This is a genomic window from Milkweed yellows phytoplasma str. MW1 (assembly GCF_000309485.1).
Classification (GTDB): domain Bacteria; phylum Bacillota_I; class Bacilli_A; order Acholeplasmatales; family Acholeplasmataceae; genus Phytoplasma.
Genome location: NZ_AKIL01000004.1, coordinates 1 through 1,073, shown reverse-complemented (window position 1 = coordinate 1,073; position 1,073 = coordinate 1). Strand labels below are relative to the sequence as shown.

General features: G+C 30.8%; 1 protein-coding gene. It reads left to right on the top strand.

The genetic code is table 11. The features are described 5' to 3' along the window. Positions 1–188: 188 nt before the first annotated feature. Positions 189–1,064 carry a hypothetical protein gene (locus RI76_RS00050; RefSeq protein ID WP_017192079.1) on the top strand — a complete coding sequence of 292 codons (876 nt, stop codon included), beginning with the start codon at positions 189–191 and terminating at the stop codon, positions 1,062–1,064. Positions 1,065–1,073: the final 9 nt, after the last annotated feature.

The window sequence follows — 1,073 nt, the reverse complement described above, 5'->3', positions numbered from 1 at the left end:
GGAGGCAAACAAACCATGAATAAAATAAAAACCTTAAAAAAGTTTTCTTAATCATTTCTTTATTAATCATTATTTTATTCATTAAACCTATTTTCGCCTATAACTATTTCCATAAACAAACCAAATCAACTATTAAACTAGTAAACTACCAAACCCTTCAACAAGAATGGTTAAACACCCAAACAAAAATGAAAAGATACGACATCAACGTTCTAGAGGAAAAAGATATCCATAATATCTTAGACTATTTTGATATCCAAACTTCTACCTATAATTTCAAAGAACCCTCATACAATCCTTATGGACGTAATTTCTTCTACAATAAACTCAAAAACCCTCCTTCAGGTCTCTTAGAGGTTTATTTTAAACATCGTCCTAATCCTTTTAATATCCAATACCCCGATGATGAAGATTACAAATACACCTTAGAAGATCTCCTAAAATACGAAATCGCCATCGAAGAAGCCTTTATCTTCTGGGATGCCAAACAAAAACCTCAAGAAATTCAACCTCAAATAAATTTAGTAGTTAGCAACATCTTCAATGATCAAAACAAAGAAGAAGTAATCAATCATTATTTAATGGAAAATAACATCATCGAAGAACCAAAATTGATTAAATTAGGTTGTTATAACACCACGCCTAATACTGGTTTAGTCGTTCCCTTACCCCAAGAAAATCTAAACGATATTCAAATCGACGCCATTTATTTTGATGATGGAATTCGTATCATAGAACCTCAACAAGGAAATATCCAAGATCTCTTAAAACTTTCCAATGGCGCTAAAAACATCTATCTTTTCATCTTCAACACTATAAAAAGATCAATCCGCATTAATCTCCCAGACTCTCTTAACCCCTACAAAGACATCCGAGATTGGAAAAGAGCCAACAATTTATATGCTTATGAAGGAGAATATAATAAAGAATCTAAAAGCGGCAATAATCCCATAACTATTATCGAACCCGCTTATAAAGAAATTAATATTTCATATACTATTAATTTATTAGAAAATATTTTTGAAACTGAAGATAAAATATATCGGATTACTTGTCAAGTATAGAGTAGGTGA

Bases quoted from the DNA above. Each gene is read 5' to 3' on its own strand.
- RI76_RS00050 (WP_017192079.1), top strand. From the start codon at position 189: ATGAAAAGATACGACATCAACGTTCTAGAGGAAAAAGATATCCATAAT.